This window comes from Irregularibacter muris (genome assembly GCF_024622505.1).
Lineage (GTDB): Bacteria > Bacillota > Clostridia > Eubacteriales > Garciellaceae > Irregularibacter > Irregularibacter muris.
Genome location: NZ_JANKAS010000017.1, coordinates 38,886 through 55,237 on the forward strand (window position 1 = coordinate 38,886; position 16,352 = coordinate 55,237).

General features: G+C 35.0%; 22 protein-coding genes and 1 other annotated feature. Of the genes, 10 read left to right on the forward strand and 12 right to left on the reverse strand.

The annotated features are described in order from the left end of the window. Window positions 1-97: 97 nt before the first annotated feature. The 11 genes from NSA47_RS13760 to NSA47_RS13810 all read right to left on the reverse strand — a co-directional run bounded on the left by NSA47_RS13760 (window position 98) and on the right by NSA47_RS13810 (window position 7,275). Window positions 98-400, reverse strand: a complete 303-nt coding sequence (locus NSA47_RS13760; protein WP_257532935.1) for a carboxymuconolactone decarboxylase family protein — start codon at window positions 398-400, stop codon at window positions 98-100. A gap of 101 nt (window positions 401-501) precedes the next feature. Further along, window positions 502-819 (reverse strand): hypothetical protein, encoded by a 318-nt coding sequence (locus NSA47_RS13765; RefSeq protein WP_257532937.1) that lies wholly within the window; start codon window positions 817-819, stop codon window positions 502-504. A gap of 2 nt (window positions 820-821) precedes the next feature. After that, complete coding sequence (locus tag NSA47_RS13770) at window positions 822-1,088, reverse strand: hypothetical protein (protein WP_257532939.1); 267 nt, start codon at window positions 1,086-1,088, stop codon at window positions 822-824. 112 nt (window positions 1,089-1,200) lie between these two features. Further along, the gene (locus tag NSA47_RS13775; protein ID WP_257532941.1) at window positions 1,201-1,917 is read right to left on the reverse strand and encodes a hypothetical protein; all 717 of its coding nucleotides are present in this window, start codon (window positions 1,915-1,917) and stop codon (window positions 1,201-1,203) included. 142 nt (window positions 1,918-2,059) lie between these two features. Beyond that, complete coding sequence (locus tag NSA47_RS13780; protein ID WP_257532943.1) at window positions 2,060-3,364, reverse strand: FMN-binding glutamate synthase family protein; 1,305 nt, start codon at window positions 3,362-3,364, stop codon at window positions 2,060-2,062. A 134-nt stretch (window positions 3,365-3,498) separates the two neighbouring features. Further along, window positions 3,499-4,452: a metal ABC transporter solute-binding protein, Zn/Mn family gene (locus NSA47_RS13785; RefSeq protein ID WP_257532946.1), complete on the reverse strand. Its 954-nt coding sequence runs from the start codon at window positions 4,450-4,452 to the stop codon at window positions 3,499-3,501. Between the two features lie 11 nt (window positions 4,453-4,463). Next, window positions 4,464-4,904, reverse strand: a complete 441-nt coding sequence (locus tag NSA47_RS13790; protein ID WP_257532948.1) for a Fur family transcriptional regulator — start codon at window positions 4,902-4,904, stop codon at window positions 4,464-4,466. A gap of 19 nt (window positions 4,905-4,923) precedes the next feature. Further along, the gene (locus tag NSA47_RS13795) at window positions 4,924-5,754 is read right to left on the reverse strand and encodes a metal ABC transporter permease (protein WP_257532950.1); all 831 of its coding nucleotides are present in this window, start codon (window positions 5,752-5,754) and stop codon (window positions 4,924-4,926) included. A gap of 11 nt (window positions 5,755-5,765) precedes the next feature. After that, the gene (locus NSA47_RS13800; RefSeq protein WP_257532952.1) at window positions 5,766-6,521 is read right to left on the reverse strand and encodes a metal ABC transporter ATP-binding protein; all 756 of its coding nucleotides are present in this window, start codon (window positions 6,519-6,521) and stop codon (window positions 5,766-5,768) included. 282 nt (window positions 6,522-6,803) lie between these two features. Beyond that, window positions 6,804-6,986 (reverse strand): DUF1540 domain-containing protein, encoded by a 183-nt coding sequence (locus tag NSA47_RS13805; protein ID WP_257532953.1) that lies wholly within the window; start codon window positions 6,984-6,986, stop codon window positions 6,804-6,806. Between the two features lie 136 nt (window positions 6,987-7,122). After that, window positions 7,123-7,275 carry a stress-responsive transcriptional regulator PspC gene (locus NSA47_RS13810; protein WP_257532955.1) on the reverse strand — a complete coding sequence of 51 codons (153 nt, stop codon included), beginning with the start codon at window positions 7,273-7,275 and terminating at the stop codon, window positions 7,123-7,125. Window positions 7,276-7,929: 654 nt separating this feature from the next. On the opposite strand from NSA47_RS13810, the gene NSA47_RS13815 reads away from it, so the two are divergent. After that, complete coding sequence (locus NSA47_RS13815) at window positions 7,930-8,142, forward strand: hypothetical protein (protein WP_257532957.1); 213 nt, start codon at window positions 7,930-7,932, stop codon at window positions 8,140-8,142. A 35-nt stretch (window positions 8,143-8,177) separates the two neighbouring features. Further along, entirely contained in the window at window positions 8,178-8,459 is a 282-nt protein-coding gene (locus NSA47_RS13820; RefSeq protein ID WP_257532959.1) for a spore coat protein, read from the forward strand. Between the two features lie 245 nt (window positions 8,460-8,704). Here NSA47_RS13820 and NSA47_RS13825 read toward each other — a convergent pair whose 3' ends face one another. Continuing rightward, on the reverse strand, window positions 8,705-10,147 hold the full coding sequence (locus NSA47_RS13825; protein ID WP_257532960.1) for a leucyl aminopeptidase: 1,443 nt from the start codon (window positions 10,145-10,147) through the stop codon (window positions 8,705-8,707). Between the two features lie 310 nt (window positions 10,148-10,457). On the opposite strand from NSA47_RS13825, the gene rlmD reads away from it, so the two are divergent. From rlmD to NSA47_RS13865, 8 genes are all read left to right on the forward strand, one after another. Beyond that, the gene (gene rlmD / locus NSA47_RS13830; protein ID WP_257532962.1) at window positions 10,458-11,816 is read left to right on the forward strand and encodes a 23S rRNA (uracil(1939)-C(5))-methyltransferase RlmD; all 1,359 of its coding nucleotides are present in this window, start codon (window positions 10,458-10,460) and stop codon (window positions 11,814-11,816) included. Window positions 11,817-12,033: 217 nt separating this feature from the next. Next, a complete protein-coding gene (locus NSA47_RS13835) occupies window positions 12,034-12,357 on the forward strand; it encodes a PadR family transcriptional regulator (RefSeq protein WP_257532964.1) in 324 nt (107 codons plus the stop codon). Further along, window positions 12,357-12,704: a DUF1048 domain-containing protein gene (locus NSA47_RS13840; protein ID WP_257532966.1), complete on the forward strand. Its 348-nt coding sequence runs from the start codon at window positions 12,357-12,359 to the stop codon at window positions 12,702-12,704. The genes NSA47_RS13835 and NSA47_RS13840 overlap by 1 nt, the downstream gene beginning before the upstream one ends. A gap of 9 nt (window positions 12,705-12,713) precedes the next feature. Next, complete coding sequence (locus NSA47_RS13845; RefSeq protein ID WP_257532967.1) at window positions 12,714-13,064, forward strand: DUF1048 domain-containing protein; 351 nt, start codon at window positions 12,714-12,716, stop codon at window positions 13,062-13,064. Window positions 13,065-13,118: 54 nt separating this feature from the next. Continuing rightward, window positions 13,119-13,307, forward strand: a complete 189-nt coding sequence (locus tag NSA47_RS13850) for a cysteine-rich KTR domain-containing protein (RefSeq protein ID WP_257532969.1) — start codon at window positions 13,119-13,121, stop codon at window positions 13,305-13,307. A 114-nt stretch (window positions 13,308-13,421) separates the two neighbouring features. Then, the gene (locus NSA47_RS13855; RefSeq protein WP_257532970.1) at window positions 13,422-14,183 is read left to right on the forward strand and encodes an ABC transporter ATP-binding protein; all 762 of its coding nucleotides are present in this window, start codon (window positions 13,422-13,424) and stop codon (window positions 14,181-14,183) included. Then, on the forward strand, window positions 14,184-14,948 hold the full coding sequence (locus tag NSA47_RS13860) for an ABC transporter permease (RefSeq protein WP_257532972.1): 765 nt from the start codon (window positions 14,184-14,186) through the stop codon (window positions 14,946-14,948). A 326-nt stretch (window positions 14,949-15,274) separates the two neighbouring features. Next, on the forward strand, window positions 15,275-15,745 hold the full coding sequence (locus NSA47_RS13865; protein ID WP_257532974.1) for an HIT family protein: 471 nt from the start codon (window positions 15,275-15,277) through the stop codon (window positions 15,743-15,745). 174 nt (window positions 15,746-15,919) lie between these two features. After that, window positions 15,920-16,176, forward strand: a binding site (T-box leader). Window positions 16,177-16,352 lie beyond the last annotated feature (176 nt).

Genomic DNA, 16,352 nt, shown 5'->3' on the forward strand with positions numbered 1-16,352 from the left:
GTAAATTTATTATATCCTCTTTGAAAACTCTAAGATTTTTTCCAAAAAACCAAAGATATCCCTATTACAGGGATATCTTTGGCAGTTCTATTGAGATTTACTTTTCAAAAGCAGAAAGTCCTGCAATTAATGTTTTATTGGCAGCCACCATATAGGCAATTCTTAGGGTTTCTTTTATCTCTCCCTCTGTAACTCCCATATTTCTAGCGGTTTGCGCTAGAGATTTTACGCCCTCTCCTGATCCTGCTAATGCATCTAGGGCCATGGTAATAAGAAGTTTTGATTTGATATCCAATTCTCCTTGTTGATTAGCTAAATCCATATTCTGACTTACTACATTAAATAATTCTGGATCCAGATCTTTTAACACCTCTATAAAAGGTGGGTATTGTTTTTCCATGCTAATATCTCCTCTCTTATTGTCATTACTGCTAATTATTATTTCGCCAATTAATTTAAAAATCCTTTTACAATCTTTATAGGAAGAAATAGCATGATTTGTCAGATGAGCTGTATAAGTCTTTCCTTGGCCATATCCAAGGCTCTTTGAAATTCTTCTTCACTTTCTTGCATAAAATATATGCTCTCATCAATTTCTTCTTTTTCTTTGGCATAATTAAATTGATTCACTGCAACCTGCAAGTGACGATCAGCTATTATCACCTGTTTTAATGTCTTTATGGCTAAGGCCTTGTTATTCTTCAAGTTATTGATTACACCTTGGTCAATAATTTTCTCCCCTGATTTTTTTCCCATCAGGTGTTTGATGATTAGCTTGAGTATTTCCCAATGCCATTGATTTTTTATCCTATTTCCCATGATTATTCCCTGCTTAATATAGCTTGGGTGGTGTTTTTAACCCCTGAATATAATCCTGAGGCTGAAAGGCCTAGCATGATTCCTACCAAGATGGAAATTTTAAAATTTTCAGGGTATACATATATAATAGAAATAACAATTCCAATGATTAAATTCCAAATAGGAGTCCATTTTCTAGGAAGCTTTATCATTTGTGCAAGCTTAGCTAATGCTATCATCAAGGGCACAAAAATACTGGCCTTTGAAAAGACATCAAAAATCTCGTTCATATCCATCCTCCTCTATATAATTATTTCCTGTTTTAGAGCTAATTTGAAATATTAAAACAGGTTCATTATAACTATATGAAAGGATTAGATTGTACCATGCAGAATATTTCTATTAATTTTCTACTAGAATAGTAGCACTTATTTTTATATTGGGGTAAAAGGATTTGTATCTTAAAAATTGTATTTCATCCTCTGTACCCTTTCCTTCTGTAAGTTCTATAACAATGCGGGTTTTTTTCTCATTAATATAAACTCTTTTTACTTTCTGGCCACCAGTAATAACAAGATATTCATAAATATTTCCCTCTTTTTTATAAAAATACTGCTCTTTATTGGTTGCCTTTTTTATCTTCTCTAGAGAGTCCATAAACCAATCGTAGGCATTTTGCTCCAAGGTATTTTCAAAGAATATATCATCTTTATCTCCATCAAAAATTATTTGGTGGTTTAAAAGATAATTTCCCTCTTTGTCCCTTTTTTGAGGTAAGCTTTCAACCTCTGACAAGATAAAAGAGCCATCCTCTACCAGGAGTTTTAAGGTTCGATCATATTTTATAAAGTAGTATTCCTGTTCTTTACTTTGCTTTTCATCCAACTTCCAACCATACTCCTTAACCTTATCCTGAAAGGACTTTGGGATTCCTGAAGAAACTTTTATATTTTCCCAATGATATTGAAATTGTGTATCATCCTCTTGGGTCTCTATAAACTCGGCTTCCTCAGGAATTGGAAAATCCTTTATTTCCTTACTCTCAATGAATACCTCTTTTGAGGCACACCCCATGAATAAAAATAAAACACATGCAATAACTATTAAACAACGTTTCATGATATTTTCTCCTCACGTTTTCTCTGGTATAAACTCATAACCCCATTGTAAAATGCACTTTCGTTATTATTGTAACATAAACTATAATTTTTTCTTACATATTGCCTATCCTTTGTCATTATATAAAATCATAGGCAATATATCAATTATTTGAGGGTTGCCAAGCCAGAGAAATTCCTGTTGCTGCCTTTATATCTTGGTTAAAACAAACCAAATCTTCCACCGATACATCCTTTATATCCTTCTTCCCTACTAGGCCTGTAAGCATTGCCATTTCCATGGTAGAGGCCTTTATAAAGTTTGCCAATTCTTGAGCTCCGGCTTCCCAATCCAACTTATCTGTATGTTTTCCCCAGGATAAATATAATTCTGCTGGCGAGGTGCCCATGGGCACTTTTTGCAATTGGGAGTAGACCATGGCGATTAAAGCCGATTGTCCTGCATAAACAGCATCAGCACCTAAGGCTAGAGCTTTCATATAGTCTCCACTATCTCTTAGGCCCCCTACTGCAATTAAGGATATATTCTCTTTTACGCCTTTTTTTACCAAATAATGATAGGCCCTAGGAATAGCAAATAATAAGGGAATTGTGGCATTATCCATGCTTACCTTTGGTGACCCTGCTGTACCCCCTCCTGCTCCATCTATGGTGACAAAATCACATCTCGCTTCAATGATTTCATCTAAATCCTTTTCTATATTTCCTGCGGCAATCTTGGCTCCAATAGGAATATCATCTCGGATTTTTCTTAGGTTTTCTACAATATGCTTTAGGCTTTTCCCTTCTTTAATTTCAGGATGTAAAATAGGTCGCATAGCACTTTGACCTTTTTCTAGATTTAGATGTCTGGCTAGTTCTTCATCAATATCCGTAGATTCTACCGTTTCTGTGAGGGGACCCATGGAGGCCTGGCCAAATCTTATCTCTATGGCATCAGCTTGTTTTAATTCTTCTTCACGATTGCCATATCTTGCCCTATTGTATTGCACAATATAGTATTTTGCCTGTTCTCTCTCAGGTAAATAAAATCCCGCATCTCCAGAATTACAAGCGGTTCCAGCCAAAGCTGTACCCTTTCCCCATGCCTTTTTTGCTTCCTTACTTATGGAAATTCCATAAGCCATTGCTGTAGCCATAATAGGAGTAGGTAGTCGTAGGGGAATTTTTGCCTTAGGTCCTATTCTTACTTGGGTATTGACCTCTAAGGGATCCACTGGTTTTTTAGCAATCATAGCCGGTACAAATCTTAACTCGTCAAAATAGGGAAACTTTATAGAAGTTCCATATATTTCTGTCACTGGCACTCCATGCTCTGCCCTCTCTCCTATAGCTCCTATTTTCAATAAGTCAAAACCATAAGTCATATTCGGGGCTTTCACACTTTCAATTTCTCGCATTCTTTCTAAAAACATTTCCATAATCTTTTGGGACCATTCTTCGATCATTTCTTTCCTTCCTTTCTATTGGTTTACTGTTAGTATGCTCTTCTTGAAAGGAAAAAAACAAAAACTGTACATGATGTACAGTTTCAAATTATAAATGGATATACTTTACTATTGTAAGTTAAGAAAGATATATTTTATCTAGATACGCCCAAAGCCTGCTGTAGTTTTTCCAAATTTTCTCTCATAATAGAGATGTATTCTTTTCCACTATCCATTTCCTCTTGGGTTAGTCCATCTAAAGAATGCAATACATCCACTTTAGCTCCAGTTTCCTCTGCCAGTACATTTGCAAGTTTTGGACTACTTAAATTTTCAAAGAAAATAGTAGTAAGTTCTTTCTCCTTCATCAGGGAAGTTATCTCCGCCAGTTTTGTAGAACTGGGTTCCACTTGGGGAGCAATGCCGGCAATGGGTACTTGTGTTAAGTCATATCGCCTTGCCAAATAGCCAAAAGCTGCATGGGCTACAACAAATTCTTTTTTCTCTATATGGGCAAGATTTTGTTGATAATCTTCATCAAGGGTTGCTAGGTCTTCTTTAAAATCTCCAAAGTTTTTTTCATAGTCTTCTTTATTCGTCTGATCTACTTTTATAAGTATATCTTTGATGGCCTCTGCCATTTTTTCTGCTATGGTTGGATCTAGCCAAATATGAGGATCATAGGTACCATGATGATGGTCTTGTTCATGCTGATGGTCATGCTCCTGTTCATCGGACTGAATATAATCAATACCTTCTATCTCTCCCACTGCTAAGGTTTGTATTTCTGTGCCTTTAAGGGAGCCGGCTAATTTTTCTGCCCAGGGGTCCATTTCTAAGCCATTGTACAGCAAGATTTTAGACCTTTCTATGTTGGCAACGGTTTTTGCGCTGGGTTCCCATGAATGGGGCTCTGCCCCCGGAGGCACCAATAATTCTACTTGAATATTATCCCCACCTATTTTTCTAGCAAAATCATATACGGGGTATATACTGGCATATACCCTAACTTTTTCATCCTCATTTGTTTCCTCAGGCTCCTGGGAACAAGAGGTAAAGGTAAATAGCAAAATGGTGATCATCAATATCATAAATATTTTATTTTTCATTTTTTATCCTCCTATTGACTTTTCTCGTTTACACTGCACTTTTCACAATAACCAAAAATTTCAAAATGATGTTCTAGGGGGATTAGTTGTTTAAGCTTTAATTGTTCTTCCATTTGTTTCAAAGGGCAAAACTCAATGACTTCTGTCTTGCCACAGTCTTTACATATAAAATGATGATGATGCTTCTTTAACTCCCTTAGTTTGTAAGTGCTATGGTCCTCCCCTGTATGGATTTTATGTATAATGTCTACTTCCTCTAGTAACTCTAAATTGCGATAAACAGTAGAAAAATTAAGACCTGGATATACTTTCTGTACCTTTTCATAGATTTTTTGAGCACTTAAAAGACTATCCTGAAATTCTAAAAAAACCTCTAAAATAAATTTTCTTTGATTGGTAATTTTATATCCCTTTTCCCGTAATCTCTTTTCTATATCTTCTAGAGTATTCATAAACTCACCCCGTTTTTCATCATGCTTCACTATGCTTTCTTTGTAACCTTCTTTTTATAGATCTAAATAACAAAACCATGATCAATATAAATACACTTAATAGTACAATGGTTCCCCCGGGTGCCAGTTCCCAATAAAAGGATATAATGATGCCTAGAATAACCGAAGCTAGAGAGAAAGCAATGGCATATAGGATTGTCTTTTTAAAAGAAAGTTCCAGTTGGATGGCGGCAGCTACTGGAATAACCATTAAAGAAGAAACCAACAGTATTCCCACCACCCTCATAGAAATGGTAATGGTAAAGGCAATAAGTATAGTGAAGAATATATTTATTTTTTCTACGGCAACTCCTGCGATTTTTGCTCCTTCTTCGTCAAAGGCAATAAGGAATAAACTTTTAAAAAGATAAAGAATAGTGATACAAATAAATATTCCCAGGGCAATAATCAGATATAAATCCTGAGGCAATACCGTAGTAAGACTACCAAAAAGATAGCCCATTAAATCAATATTTACATTATGGGCTAAACTAATAAGGACTACCGCTAGACCAATTCCTCCTGAAAGGATTATGGCAATGGCCACTTCCCCATACTCTCCATAACTTTTTCTTAATTTTTCAATACCTAAAGCCGCCGCTACAGTAAAAACTAGAGAACCAGCCATGGGAGTTGTTCCTGTTAAAAATGCCGCTGCTACACCGGCCAGTGCTACATGAGAAAGACTATCTCCCACCATGGACATCCTGCGTAACACTAGAAATACGCCTATCATAGGGCATATAACACCAATAATCAATCCACTCACAATTGCCCTTTGCATAAAACTATATTGCAATATTTCTACCATATTCATCCCCCCTAGTGGTCGTGATGGTGATCTATCATTTTCACTTTATCACCATAGATATTTTTTATAAACTTCTCTATTTCCACAGAGGAGTCGCATTGACTGGTATGCACTTTTCTATTCCCCATACAAGCTATACGATTTGCTTTCTCAGTAATTACACCTATATCGTGGGAGATCATGACTATGGTCATGTTCATTTCCTTATTTAGTTTTCCCATGATATCATAAAAAAGCTCCTGGGATTTTACATCAATCCCCACAGTGGGCTCATCCAAAAATATAAGTTCTGGATTACTGGCCAATGTTCTAGCAATAAAAACTCTCTGCTGCTGTCCTCCTGATAGATTGCCAATTAAGCGATTTTTATAATCCTGCATTTTGACAACTTCTAATACGTGGTCTATGGCTTCTTTCTCTTTTTTCCCCTTGGTTCCTAGGAGTTTATTTCCTAAGGGAAGATTGGAAACTATGATTTCTTCCACTGTTGCAGGAAAATTTTTATTAAAGGAAGTGGCTTTTTGAGAGATATACCCGACCTTATTCCATTGTTTAAACTTTTTAATATCCTCTTGAAAAAGTTTAACCCTTCCCCTATAGGGCGTTAAAATGCCCAAGATTAGCTTTACAAGAGTACTTTTAGCCGATCCATTGGGTCCAATTATTCCCATATAATCTCCCTTATAAATATCTAGAGAGGTATTTTCTAATACTCTTTGTTCATCATAACCGAAGGTGATATTTTTCACTTCCACAATCTTTTCCATATTTACTCCTTCTTGCAAATGATTTGCATTTAATTCTCTTGATATTTTACCACAATTATTTGAGTTTATTCAAAAATTATATAATTTTTTTAAAAATATGATGAATTTTTGCATATGTCATGGGCATAGATGGATATTTTCCTATGGAAGTGATTAATCCTCTATATATAAGAAATGGGCTATTGCTACTCTAGCCATGGAGGAAAGTTTTGTGTTGGTTAGCAAGACAATTTTTTTTATATCATCAAAAAAGGACTGGAAAATCCAGTCCTTTACGTCTTACTATTGCATATTTTTTGGTGTAAATGTTGCACAGTCTGTGGTTTGTGTATCTTGGGCTCCTGGAGGTTGTATTTCTATTTCTTGAGCCAAACATTCTTTTCCTGATCCCCAAAAATGGCAGCTGTCTACTACACATTTTACTCTACCAATAGGTTGGTTGGATTTAGATACTCTAACATCCATTTGCATTCCCCTTTCCTAAGAAAGATTACTACACCCTTATTATTTGAAAATTTACTGTAATCATACCTTGTAATATATTACATCTGTCTTAGGCTGATTTATCTTCTTTAGGAAATTTATATATTCATTTAATTTTTTATTCCTCAAAGGATTTGGAATAACGATAATTGACTCGAACAAGTTGTCCACCAAAATCTTTTTCTTCTTTTTTCTCCTTAATATAAAACAATCCCAAAATCATTAGTATTCCCGAAATTAAACCTGCTGCTGTATATAATTTTTTATTCATGTCCTCCGCCTCCTCTTATTTTTCTTTATTCTAATGTACCCATTATCAGATATTTCAACAATTTTTTCAATGAAAATTTTAATTATTTTTTATTTTCTCAATAAGCAGAAGATTATCTATTCCTTTTATAAAAAACAGACCTATATTTTGGGTCTGTTTTTAGTGCTCTTTATCAATATCGTATTTTCTATTAAATACAGAATTGCTTATTCTAATATATTATTATCTACTTCTACTTTCAAAATTCAGGATTTTGTAGATAGTAAGATAGATTAGAAGAGGATTTTATAATAATTACCTTATCATATTTAAATAAACCATAAGAATATCCAAATTTAAGTGCTATGATCAATATTATTATCATTACTATAATAAATAAAATCCGCTTGTGCTTATTCATTATTATCATCCTCATCCTTTTACAATTGTATGACTAATGCCATGCTAATAAAGTAGCAGTATTTAGTCCTTTGTCATCCAGAAAGCTTTGCCACTTTAAAATAGCCCTCTATTAATATAGACGCTTAAAAGGGTAAAAATGTTTCATTTTTTTTAAAAATATTTTTTTACTTCCTAATATTACATCTCATATTCAAAGCTAATCCGGAGATAATAAGCCATGTAGGACGAATTCATCAATAAGGAGGAAAATCTATGAATACCAACGGAAACCAACCCCAAATTACTACCGATAATTTGAAGGTTTTAAAGGATCAGATAGCCTATGAAGCATTGCTGAATAAAAAGGCTAGGCAATACAGCGAATATTGCACCGATGCCCAGTTAAAAGGTGTGTGTACTAATGCTGCTGATATGCACAAGCAAAATTTTACAGCATTAAAAAACTATTTAGAAACCCATCAATAATATTATTAAAATAAATCATTTTTGGAGGGATTATATTGACCCATCAACAACCAAACTTTAGTGAAAAAGAGTTAATGCACGATTTGCTTGCCACAGAAAAGCAGGTAATCACCGCCTACAGTACTGGTATGACAGAATCCTCCTGTCCTAATCTTAGAAACACCTTAGAAGATAACTTTACTAAAGTCGAAAAGGTTCAATACGAAATTTTTAATGCTATGAATCAAAAAGGATGGTATCCTGTTAAGGATGCTCCTGCCAATGAAGTGCAACAACTCAAAAACGAGTCTAATCAAATGGCAGCACAGGTAAAATAATTTTATAGTGTTAAAGCTAGGGAATTTTCCCTAGCTTTAATATTTTTATAAAAACTAACCTATATTGTGTTGATTAAGTTCCACTTTGCCAATGCTTTCAAACTAAGAGTTTGTAAGCTTGCTATAGATTACATCAAACTTTCTTTGCTCAAACAGTTTATACAATTTTTCTTTACTTCATTAACAAATTCTAAGTCTTTTCACGAAACAAATTTCCTGTTTAATTGGCATAATCGATTAGTTTTTTATTTATTCTCAAGGTTTTTTGCAAGGTAATACAAGGTTTTTACCGGTACACCTGTAGCTGCCTTGGGTAGATAACCTGCGTTCTTTTCTATATACGAGGTCCCTGCAATATCAAGATGCACCCAGGGAGTGTCCCCTACAAATTCTTGTAAGAATAAACCAGCTGTAATAGTACCTGCTTCCCTGCCTCCAATATTTTTCAGATCACCAAATTCTCCCTTAATCAGCTCTTTATATTCCTCATTATGAGGAAGTTCCCATATAGATTCCCCAGCTATCTCTCCAGCCCTTTGTACATCCTTCATTAATAATCCATTATTGGTTATGGCTCCTGTATTAATACTCCCTAGAGCCACTACACAGGCACCCGTAAGGGTAGCTATATCTATTACCCTATTGGCTTTTACCACATCGACGGCATACCACAAGGCATCTGCTAAGGTCAATCTTCCTTCAGCATCTGTATTGAGTACTTCAATGGTTTTTCCAGACATAGAACCAATAATATCGCCAGGCTTATAAGCTCCTCCAGAAATCATATTTTCACAGGCTGCCACAATGCCCACAACATTTATCTTGAGGTTAGATTTGGCTATGGCTTTCATAGCCCCTATTACCGAGGCCGCTCCTGCCATATCCGAGTGCATAGTAACCATTCCATGAGAAGGTTTAATAGAATAGCCACCGGAATCATAGGTTAGACCCTTGCCCACCAAAGCTAATTTGATCTCTGAGTTTGGATTTCCTTTATAATTCATCACAATAAATTGGGGTTCTTGGGCTGAACCTTTCGTCACAGCTAAGAAAGCTTTCATCTCTAGCTCTTCTATTTCCCTTCTATCATAAATCTCTACTGCTATTCCCAATTGTTCTAGTTCTTTTTTGGCATTATTTCCAAGCTTTGTGGGTGTCATCACCATAGCAGGTTCATTCACAAGGTCTCTTGCCAAGAAAACACCTTCTACTAACCCCTTTATCTCCTCAATGATATCAATAATGCTGTCATCTCTTTGGGATAATGCTAAATACACATTCTTTACTGTAGGTATCTTCTTTTTCTCCCTTAGATATTTTTCAAAACTATATTCTGATTGTAATAACCCCTCTACCACCCCTTGAGCAATCCTTGGCATATCCAAATTTCCTATAGTGGCTATATTAATTTGAAGGGTTTCAATCTTTAACCTCATTAATTCCTTCCCTAATTTGAAGAATGCTGTTCTAAGAGAATTTGTTGTTATCTTTTCTTTCTCTCCCAATCCCAATAGGATAAATTTTTTAGGAGAATTTAAAATATCACAATACACTTCCCCTATGTTCCCTTCAAACCATTGTTTTTCTCTTAGGACATTATACAATTCTCCTTCTTCCCCTATACAATCTTGACCTTTGAAAATAGGAAATACTCGAATATCTCCGCCCGTTCCAATATAAAACTCCATAATATCCCTCCTCTAAGTACTACTCTCTATATTATCAGAAGTTTCCCACAATTCCAAGTTATTGCCCTAGACAACAAAATAATCTTGTTATTCAGTATGATTCTGATACAATAATACAATAAGAATTTTCATTTAGAACATTCTCCTAGAAATCCCTATATTTTTATAGATCATTGGGGATTTTATTACCAATACTAAAATTTTATGAAGGCTTTATTTTATGATAGGAAAGTTTATCCTCCTAAAGGATTAAACTTCCTTAGAATATTTGTGTGGCTATTGCCACTATCTTATCAATCAGGAGGGCATTATGGTTAAGAAAAATGAAATTGTAGAACTTTTAATTGAAGATATAGAATTTCCCAATCGGGCGGTTGGATATATAGATGATCAAAAGATTATCATAAAAGATGGTATTGCTAATCAAAAGGTGAAAGCAAGAATTACCAAAAAAAGAAAGAATAAAATTGAGGGCACTATTCTAGAAGTGGTGGAGCATTCTCCCATAGAAATCCCACCAAGGTGTAAGCATTTTGGGACATGTGGAGGATGTACTTATCAAAATATCCCCTATCAACGTCAGTTGGATATGAAAGCCACGCAAGTAAAAAAATTATTAGATAATGTAGGCATTAAGGATTATTGTTTTTTAGGTATCTCCCCCAGTCCTTTGGAATATGAGTATCGAAATAAAATGGAATTCTCCTTTGGAGATGAAATTAAAGGTGGCCCCTTAACCCTAGGCATGCATAAAAAAGGCAAGTTTTATGAAATTGTCACCACAGATGAATGTGCCATAGTGGATGAGGATTTTACCCATATTTTAAAGACTGTTTTAAAATATTTTCAAGATAAAAAAATAGCCCACTATCATAAAATAAGCCATCAAGGCGTGCTCCGCCATCTTGTCATTAGAAAAGCTTATTCTACTGGACAAATATTAATCAACCTGGTGACTACTTCCCAGCAAGAATTTGAATTACAAGAATTTAAGGAAATGCTTTTGAATCTTCCCTTGTCCGGAAAGATCATGGGTATTTTGCATACTTTAAATGATAGTGTTGCTGATGTGGTGCAAAGTGATAAAACAGAAATTCTCTATGGGCAAGATTATATCCTTGAAAAAATACTCGGCCTATTCTTTAAGATTTCTTCCTTTTCCTTTTTCCAGACCAATTCCCTAGGGGCGGAAAAATTGTATTCCATTGTGCGAGATTTTACGGGTTCTACCAAGGATCAGATTATCTTTGATCTATATTGCGGAACAGGTACCATAGCTCAAATTATGGCTCCTGTGGCCAAAAAGGTATTTGGTATTGAAATTGTGGAAGAGGCCATGGAGGCTGCTCGGGAAAATGTAGCTTTAAATGAACTGGATAACTGCGAATTTATTGCTGGAGATGTTATGGAAAAGGTTAGTGAATTGACACTTCAACCAGATCTTATTATCTTAGATCCCCCCAGAGCAGGTATTCATCCTAAAGCGATCCATAAAATTATTAATTTTACGCCTAAACAATTTATTTATGTATCCTGTAATCCAAAATCCCTGACAAATGACCTGCCAATATTTGTTGAAAGAGGTTATAAGGTTATAAAAGTACAATGTATGGATATGTTCCCCCACACCCCTCATGTAGAGACGATTGTGCTAATAGAAAAGAAATAGGCTGGCATCAAAGGTTTCGGAGGTTTTCAACTAAATATTGGAGTGTGTTTTATGTTCCCTCAGACTGATTAGTTCGGGGGAACTTTTACTTAGAATGTCTAAATTTTGCACAAAAAATAAACATATCATATTGACACCATCACTACTATGTATTACTATATAGATGTAGTAAGTAATACTGAATATCTGTAATACTAGATAGTGAAGAGGTGATTTTTTGGAAAATATTACGGAAATGTTAAAGGGAGTACTGGAAGGCTGTGTCCTTGAAATCATCAACCACGAGGAAACCTACGGTTACGAGATCACGCGAAGGCTGAATGTCCTCGGATTCTCGGATGTTGTGGATGGGACAGTTTACACTATTTTGGTGCGACTTGAGAAGAATAAACTCGTGGACATAGAAAAAAAACCATCCGATATGGGACCGCCACGAAAGTTTTTTAAGCTCAACGACGCGGGGCGTGAGGAACTAAGAATGTTCTGGGAAAGGTGGGAATTCGTATCATCAAAAATTAACGAGTTAAAGGAGAAGAAATAATGAATTTTTGGGAGAAAATTACGGGAAATGACATGACTAAAGAATTTAAAACTTTTGAATCGCGAGCCCAAAACCTACCGACTGATTATCAAGCGGCATGGGAAAAAATTAAAGCTAATCTTTGGCAGCACTCTGATTTCACCGGTCGCAACCTCATGCCAATTCTTGACGGTGTGCTTGGCCTGCTCGAAGAAACGGCTGTGGACGGTCAAAGTGTACAAGAGGTTTTAGGTGACGATATCAAAGGCTTTTGTTTAGCGCTGGTCGGTGAAGAAGGGGCAAAGTCTTTTCGCGACAAGTGGCGCAAGCAACTCAACAATAATATCACTAAAAGATTAGGTAAATAGGAGGATAAAATGAGAATACAAGATATCATCGAAGGCAAAAAAGAGTGGAGAGCACACGTGGCCCGTGTTAAAGCGCTTCCGAAAGATTATCAGATTGTTTATAAAGAGATTCAAAAATATCTTTTTAAGGTTGGCCCTGTTGAGCTAACTGACGGGATAGGGTTACTCTCGGGGATTATCGATCTTTTTGAAGAGGGCGCGGCGTTGGGAAAGGGCGTGCTCGAGGTAACAAGCAGTGATGTAGCAGCTTTCTGCGACGATTTAATCAAGGATTCAAAAACTTATGCTGACATCTATCAAGAAGCTACTGACCAAAAAGTTAACAAGGCCATGAAAAAGATTACAGATAAAAAAAAGTAAAAGATCTGCAACTTATATTGTTCAACAAAAAATATTAACTAAAGGGATGGTAGTGTGTGTAAATACCAGTGGATATTATGCCCGATATGTGGCAACAAAACAAGGGTCAAGATAGGTGTTGATACGGTGCTTGAAAACTTTCCACTATTTTGTCCTAAATGTAAACAGGAAACGATAATTAATGTAAAACAACAGAATATATCAGTTGTTAAAGAGCCGGACGCAAAGACGCAGAGCCGATAACATGTGTGTAATCACAGTTGTCGACTCTTATTTTTTTATAACTACTTAAGCTAAATCGAAAGGTTTAATGCAGGTTTGAGTAATTTACAAAATTTTGTAGAGGGGGAAAAGAAAATGAAAAAAAACATCATACAAATTAAAGGGTTAAAGAAATCTTATAAAGATATAGAAGTACTCAAAGGAGTAAATCTTGAAGTAGAGCAAGGAGGCATCTTTGCATTACTAGGTTCTAACGGAGCAGGAAAAACTACGATGATTAGAATTATGGCAACTTTACTTAAAGCGGATGCTGGAAGTGTTGTAATCAATGGTTTTGATATTGAAAAAAATCCAGGGGACATTAGAGGTTCTATCAGTCTTACTGGTCAGTTTGCTGCTATTGATGAAATTTTGACTGGACGTGAAAATATTCAAATGATAGCAAAACTTAGACATCTTAAAAATCCAAATCAAGTAGCAGATGAGTTAATTAATCGTTTTGGTATGTCAGAGGCTGCAGACCGTAGAGTGGATACTTACTCAGGAGGTATGAAAAGAAGAATTGATATCGCAATGAGTCTTGTGGGAAATCCAAAGATTATTTTTCTAGATGAACCAACAACAGGTCTTGATCTAGAAGCACGTTTAGAAGTTTGGAAGATTGTAAAGGAGTTATCAGCTGCAGGAACTACAGTATTTTTAACGACTCAATATTTAGAGGAAGCAGAACAACTCGCGGATAAAATAGCTATTCTTCATGGAGGAAAAATCATCGCGCTAGATACACTAGAGGGATTGAAAAAACTATTCCCTCCTGCAAAAGTTGAATATGTTGAAAAACAACCGACCTTAGAAGAAATATTTTTAACAATCATTGGTGAAAAGGGGGAGAAATAAATGGAATCAACAAATAAATATTTTTTAAAAGATTTGAGTGTTATGTTTGGCCGTTCTATGCGTCATATTTTTAGAAGTATGGATACAATTATTACAGTTTGTATCACACCAATTGCCATGATGTTATTATTCGTTTATGTATTTGGTGGCGCAATCGAAACAGGCACAGAAAATTATGTTAATTATCTATTACCAGGTATAATGTTAATGGCCATTGGTAGTGGCATTGCATATGTAGCTTACCGCTTATTTATAGATAAAGAGCGTGGTATTTTTGAACGTTTTCACTCTATGCCTATCGCTCGTTCTACAGTATTATGGGGCCATGTATTAACCTCATTAATTTCAAATGGAATTTCTGTAATAGTTATTATACTTGTTGCATTATTAATGGGTTTCCGTTCTTTAGCAGGAATCTTAGAGTGGTTAGCAGTATTTGGAATCCTTGGGGTATTTACACTTGCTTTGACTTGGATTGCTGTAATTGCTGGACTTGCTGCTAAAACACCAGATGGTGCAGGGGCATTCTCTTACCCAATCATCTTCTTACCATTTATCAGTTCTGCCTTTGTACCAACAGATACGATGCCTTCAGCAGTACGTGCCTTTGCAGAAAATCAACCTGTAACTCCTATTGTAGAAGCTATTCGTAATATATTAGCAAACCAGCCAGTAGGGAGTGAGATATGGACTGCTTTGGTTTGGTGTATAGCAATAATAGTTGTTGCCTATATATTTGCAATGAAAATTTATAAGAAATTATAACCTATCTTTATACTAAGTACAGTTACTCACCTATAGGAGTAAATTTTGCAAAAAAGGCTATTATATTAATAATCTTTTGCATAATTGTATAAATACCATGTATAGTATAGTATTTTATAAGTATATTTTGATTTCATAGATTTTCAACAAAATGGGTACACAACTAATAGGATACTGAATTTTCCATCCTCCTTTTTAGAAGATACATCTTTACGCAAAATCTATATTAATGTGTATTAGTATCATTTCTCTATCACAAGACATGTGGAGACAGTGGTATTGATGTTGAAACTATAAAATATATTCCCGAAAGGTTGGGGTAAAATATGAATGACTGGAAAAAGGATAGGATAAATACTGCTCTCAATGGTACAAACCCTACTGTTTTAGCTAAGATGAAAAGTGGTTTCGCCGTTTTTGGAGACACGCAGTTTCTTCCAGGATATTGCGTTTTATTAGCTTATCCTCAGACTAATAGTTTAAATGATTTGACATTAAAGGAACGCTCCGAATTTTTAACTGATATGACCTTAATAGGCGATGCAATTTCTCAGGTATATCATCCTTTAAGAATAAACTATGATATTTTAGGAAATACAGATGCATTTTTGCATGCTCATATATTCCCCAGATATGAATATGAAGAAGAAAAATATAAAACAAAACCAGTATGGCTCTACGATCCTAGCAATTGGAGTAATCCAGAATTTCAATTCAAGCAAGATAAATACCAAGAAAAAAGACTCGCTTTGCAGAAAAAGTTAATAGAATTAATTGATAGTTACAAAATCTACTAAAAAGTACACGTTATCAGCGTCTTTACTTTTTCCTCCGTGAAAAAAGTCCATAAGGGCAGTTTTCATAATCAAGTGGTTAGGTAAGAATAATAAATTGCAATGAGGTAGAAAATTATAAGATGAATAAATCATATTTACTTCACCTATAATATAATATATAATACAAACAATAACTTAAATGCAAGGAAAAGGAAAGTAACTTTAAATATGCTTTTACAGAGAGTTCCATTATGGTGAGAAGGAGCAAAGAATATTAAAGTGAAAATGGCCTTGGAGCTGTGCACCGAGATCATCAGATTTAGGCTGCAACGGGTGCACCCGTTATAGTGATAGAGTATAATTACATTAATGTAACGTACTTGAAAAGGCATGTATCGTGAGGTACAGGTAAATTAGGATGGTAACGCGAAGTTTTAACTCTCGTTCCTAAGAATATTTTCTTAGGTTCGGGAGTTTTTTTATTAATTTTTATAAAAATATAAGCAATCTGGTAATATGTCAACAACTAAATTTGAAAGTAATATAGTGAATGAATAAAAAAGGGCATAACAAATAAACCTTGAGATAAAAAGCAAAAAATCAAGGTAGAAGAAAGCTATGAATTAGG

Excerpts from the sequence above, each read along its gene's own strand:
- NSA47_RS13760 (WP_257532935.1), bottom strand. The coding sequence starts at position 400 with ATGGAAAAACAATACCCACCTTTTATAGAGGTGTTAAAAGATCTGGAT.
- NSA47_RS13765 (WP_257532937.1), bottom strand. The coding sequence starts at position 819 with ATGGGAAATAGGATAAAAAATCAATGGCATTGGGAAATACTCAAGCTA.
- NSA47_RS13770 (WP_257532939.1), bottom strand. The coding sequence starts at position 1,088 with ATGAACGAGATTTTTGATGTCTTTTCAAAGGCCAGTATTTTTGTGCCC.
- NSA47_RS13775 (WP_257532941.1), bottom strand. The coding sequence starts at position 1,917 with ATGAAACGTTGTTTAATAGTTATTGCATGTGTTTTATTTTTATTCATG.
- NSA47_RS13780 (WP_257532943.1), bottom strand. The coding sequence starts at position 3,364 with ATGATCGAAGAATGGTCCCAAAAGATTATGGAAATGTTTTTAGAAAGA.
- NSA47_RS13785 (WP_257532946.1), bottom strand. The coding sequence starts at position 4,452 with ATGAAAAATAAAATATTTATGATATTGATGATCACCATTTTGCTATTT.
- NSA47_RS13790 (WP_257532948.1), bottom strand. The coding sequence starts at position 4,904 with ATGAATACTCTAGAAGATATAGAAAAGAGATTACGGGAAAAGGGATAT.
- NSA47_RS13795 (WP_257532950.1), bottom strand. The coding sequence starts at position 5,754 with ATGGTAGAAATATTGCAATATAGTTTTATGCAAAGGGCAATTGTGAGT.
- NSA47_RS13800 (WP_257532952.1), bottom strand. The coding sequence starts at position 6,521 with ATGGAAAAGATTGTGGAAGTGAAAAATATCACCTTCGGTTATGATGAA.
- NSA47_RS13805 (WP_257532953.1), bottom strand. The coding sequence starts at position 6,986 with ATGGATGTTAGAGTATCTAAATCCAACCAACCTATTGGTAGAGTAAAA.
- NSA47_RS13810 (WP_257532955.1), bottom strand. The coding sequence starts at position 7,275 with ATGAATAAAAAATTATATACAGCAGCAGGTTTAATTTCGGGAATACTA.
- NSA47_RS13815 (WP_257532957.1), top strand. The coding sequence starts at position 7,930 with ATGAATACCAACGGAAACCAACCCCAAATTACTACCGATAATTTGAAG.
- NSA47_RS13825 (WP_257532960.1), bottom strand. The coding sequence starts at position 10,147 with ATGGAGTTTTATATTGGAACGGGCGGAGATATTCGAGTATTTCCTATT.
- rlmD (WP_257532962.1), top strand. The coding sequence starts at position 10,458 with ATGGTTAAGAAAAATGAAATTGTAGAACTTTTAATTGAAGATATAGAA.
- NSA47_RS13840 (WP_257532966.1), top strand. The coding sequence starts at position 12,357 with ATGAATTTTTGGGAGAAAATTACGGGAAATGACATGACTAAAGAATTT.
- NSA47_RS13845 (WP_257532967.1), top strand. The coding sequence starts at position 12,714 with ATGAGAATACAAGATATCATCGAAGGCAAAAAAGAGTGGAGAGCACAC.
- NSA47_RS13855 (WP_257532970.1), top strand. The coding sequence starts at position 13,422 with ATGAAAAAAAACATCATACAAATTAAAGGGTTAAAGAAATCTTATAAA.
- NSA47_RS13860 (WP_257532972.1), top strand. The coding sequence starts at position 14,184 with ATGGAATCAACAAATAAATATTTTTTAAAAGATTTGAGTGTTATGTTT.
- NSA47_RS13865 (WP_257532974.1), top strand. The coding sequence starts at position 15,275 with ATGAATGACTGGAAAAAGGATAGGATAAATACTGCTCTCAATGGTACA.